Source organism: Staphylococcus simulans (assembly GCF_003043455.1).
Taxonomy (GTDB): Bacteria; Bacillota; Bacilli; order Staphylococcales; family Staphylococcaceae; genus Staphylococcus; species Staphylococcus simulans_A.
The window spans coordinates 1-2548 of record NZ_PZGG01000122.1; the positions used below are offsets into that span (position 1 = coordinate 1).

The 2548-nt window shown below is 31.4% G+C and carries 4 protein-coding genes; 1 reads left to right on the plus strand and 3 read right to left on the minus strand.

The window, feature by feature from the left end; genetic code table 11:
• Nucleotides 1-185: 185 nt before the first annotated feature.
• Complete coding sequence (locus BU038_RS12220) at nt 186-572, minus strand: rhodanese-like domain-containing protein (RefSeq protein WP_002481030.1); 387 nt, start codon at nt 570-572, stop codon at nt 186-188.
• A 224-nt stretch (nt 573-796) separates the two neighbouring features.
• Here BU038_RS12220 and BU038_RS12225 point away from each other — a divergent pair, with 224 nt between their 5' ends.
• The gene (locus BU038_RS12225; RefSeq protein WP_107606239.1) at nt 797-1627 is read left to right on the plus strand and encodes a lipoate--protein ligase family protein; all 831 of its coding nucleotides are present in this window, start codon (nt 797-799) and stop codon (nt 1625-1627) included.
• A gap of 48 nt (nt 1628-1675) precedes the next feature.
• Here BU038_RS12225 and BU038_RS12710 read toward each other — a convergent pair whose 3' ends face one another.
• Together BU038_RS12710 and BU038_RS12235 are read right to left on the minus strand one after the other, a co-directional pair.
• Nucleotides 1676-1888 (minus strand): SA1362 family protein, encoded by a 213-nt coding sequence (locus BU038_RS12710; protein ID WP_107606240.1) that lies wholly within the window; start codon nt 1886-1888, stop codon nt 1676-1678.
• A gap of 26 nt (nt 1889-1914) precedes the next feature.
• Nucleotides 1915-2502 carry a hypothetical protein gene (locus tag BU038_RS12235; protein ID WP_107606241.1) on the minus strand — a complete coding sequence of 196 codons (588 nt, stop codon included), beginning with the start codon at nt 2500-2502 and terminating at the stop codon, nt 1915-1917.
• Nucleotides 2503-2548: the final 46 nt, after the last annotated feature.

The following is a 2548-nucleotide window of genomic DNA, read 5'->3' on the forward strand; positions in this document are numbered from 1 at the left end:
TATTCTCTAATTATACGTGAGGGCTTTATTTTTTTGAAATAATATGAGTATTTTATATAAAAAGCCGAGGAAAATCATTAAAGATTCTCCTCGGCTTTTATTTGAGACTGGATTTATGTCCCAGCCCCTTCTTCATGAAAAAAGCAGCAATGAAATTCCATTGCTGCTACATTTTAATTATAATGCTATTTTTTTGATTTAACTTTCCCGGTCCATTTTTTGTAACCGCCTTTAAGCATATAGATATCTCTGTATCCATTTTTTCTTAAAATACGCGCTGCTCTATAACTTGCTACACCATTAGCATCGCATAAATAAATAGGCTGATCCTTTCTAAGACCTTTAAATCGTTGACTAAAAAGCGTCATAGGAATGTTTCTGGCACCAATAATATGGCCATAATCATAGTCAACTTTTTCTCTTACATCAATCACTTGAGCTTTGCGTAAACCTTTATGGAATTCTTCTTGATCTAATTCTGTTACAGCTCTTTTATTGATGAAAAATTGGATTAACATATATACAGCAATAATAACTAAAACAGCTAAAATGATTATCCAAAAGCTATTCATCTTGCTTCCTCCTATTTTTACCGATACTACAATTATAAGACTGTTTCACTCATTTATCAAAAAGTTTTTCTCAGATATGGACCGTGATTTCATTTTGTACAAAATAGCTAATTAAAATAAATAACCGTCGAAGAAAACTTAGTCATGAATATTAATCAAAAATACTGTATGTATGGTAATATACATACATATAGTTAAATACTAGGTGATTGGAGATTTTTAAATTGACAGAAACATGGAATTTTATTAATTCGGGCAGTCATGACCCATTTTATAATATGGCGATGGACGAAGCTTTATTAAACTTCGTATCTAGAGGAGAAATCGATCCTGTCATCAGATTTTATACATGGGATCCAGCAACGCTTTCTATTGGTTACTTCCAAAGATTAAAAAAGGAAATTGATATAGACAAGGTCAAAGAAAAAGGCTATGGCTTAGTAAGACGACAAACAGGCGGAAGAGGCGTTTTACACGATAAAGAACTAACATATAGTGTAATCGTTCCTGAGTCTCATCCAAAAATGCCAAAAACGGTTACTGAGGCCTACAGAGTTATTTCACAAGGGCTATTAGAAGGATTCAAACTATTAGGATTTGACGCTTATTTTGCCGTCCCTAAAAGTAAAGAAGAAAGAGAAAAATTAAAGCAGCCAAGAAGTTCTGTCTGCTTTGATGCACCAAGCTGGTATGAACTCGTTGTTGAAGGCAGAAAAATTGCAGGAAGTGCCCAAACCAGACAAAAAGGGGTTATTCTTCAACATGGTTCTATTTTAAAAGACATTGATATTGACGATTTGTTTGATATGTTTATCTTTAAAAATGAACGTTTAAAAGACAAAATGAAACAAGCTTTTATAGATAAAGCTGTTGCGATAAATGATATATCAGATAAAGTTGTTTCACTTGAGGAAATGGAAGCAGCATTTGAAAAAGGCTTCCAAAAAGGTTTGGATATTAATTTCAAACCTTTAGAACTTACTAAGGAACAACAAACTGAAGTAAAAGAACTGGCAGAAAAATATAAATCTGATGAGTGGACTTACAGAAAATAAAAAATTCCCCTGAACTCCTATTTAAATGGTAGTCAGGGGAATTTTGTCTTATTTACGACGTCTTCTGTATTTCCATTGCGCTATTTTATACTTTCTTTGGTCTTTGGTTAAAAAGAAAAAGAAATATAGTAAGTAAGCTATAGCTGCGATAATAGCTAAGCTAATAATAGTTCTTGCGAGAGAAAACAATATTGAATCCAAATTCAATATTAAGCCTATAAGCGCAATTAATAATATGATATAAAATAATACTTTACGCATATTTTCACCTTTCAATACTTATTGCTTTATGAATTAGATTTACTAACCTTGATTTGTGCTAATTCTTGTTGACCTTGTTTAATTTTCTTATCACTCTTTGTGGAGTAACCATCTCTGATAGTTTTAAATGCTTTAACTAACTTGTTATTAAGTTCTTCAATATTTTTATCATCAGATTTGTCTTTATCTGACATTGTGCTTTTTTCAAGATCGATTTTGTATTTGTCATGTGCACTTTGCAAATCAGTAACTATTTTATCAAGTTTACTAACCACAGCTTCTTTTCTTTTATTTTTTTGAACGTCACTTTCAATTTTATGATAGTCCTTCAAAGTATCAGTTACTTTTTGGTAGTAATCTGATGTGGCATTAGCATTTTTAGTTTTCATACTATTTTGTGCTGCTTCTTTAGTATTCTTTTTATCAGCGCCGAGCTGTTTTTCCTTATCTTTCAAATCACTGATATTTTGCTCTAACTCTTGATTTTCTAATTTTAATTGATGATTATCATCTCTTAATTTAGTAGTTTTTTGCTCGAGGGGACCCAAGTTTTGACTTCCGCATCCCGTTAGCAAAATAGTCGCTCCAATAATCGTAATAAATTTCTTTTTCATAACCTTCTCCTAATTCAAAAGCAAATATTATAGCAATATTTTATCA

Bases quoted from the DNA above. Each gene is read 5' to 3' on its own strand.
- BU038_RS12220 (WP_002481030.1), bottom strand. From the start codon at position 572: ATGAATAGCTTTTGGATAATCATTTTAGCTGTTTTAGTTATTATTGCT.
- BU038_RS12710 (WP_107606240.1), bottom strand. From the start codon at position 1,888: ATGCGTAAAGTATTATTTTATATCATATTATTAATTGCGCTTATAGGC.
- BU038_RS12235 (WP_107606241.1), bottom strand. From the start codon at position 2,502: ATGAAAAAGAAATTTATTACGATTATTGGAGCGACTATTTTGCTAACG.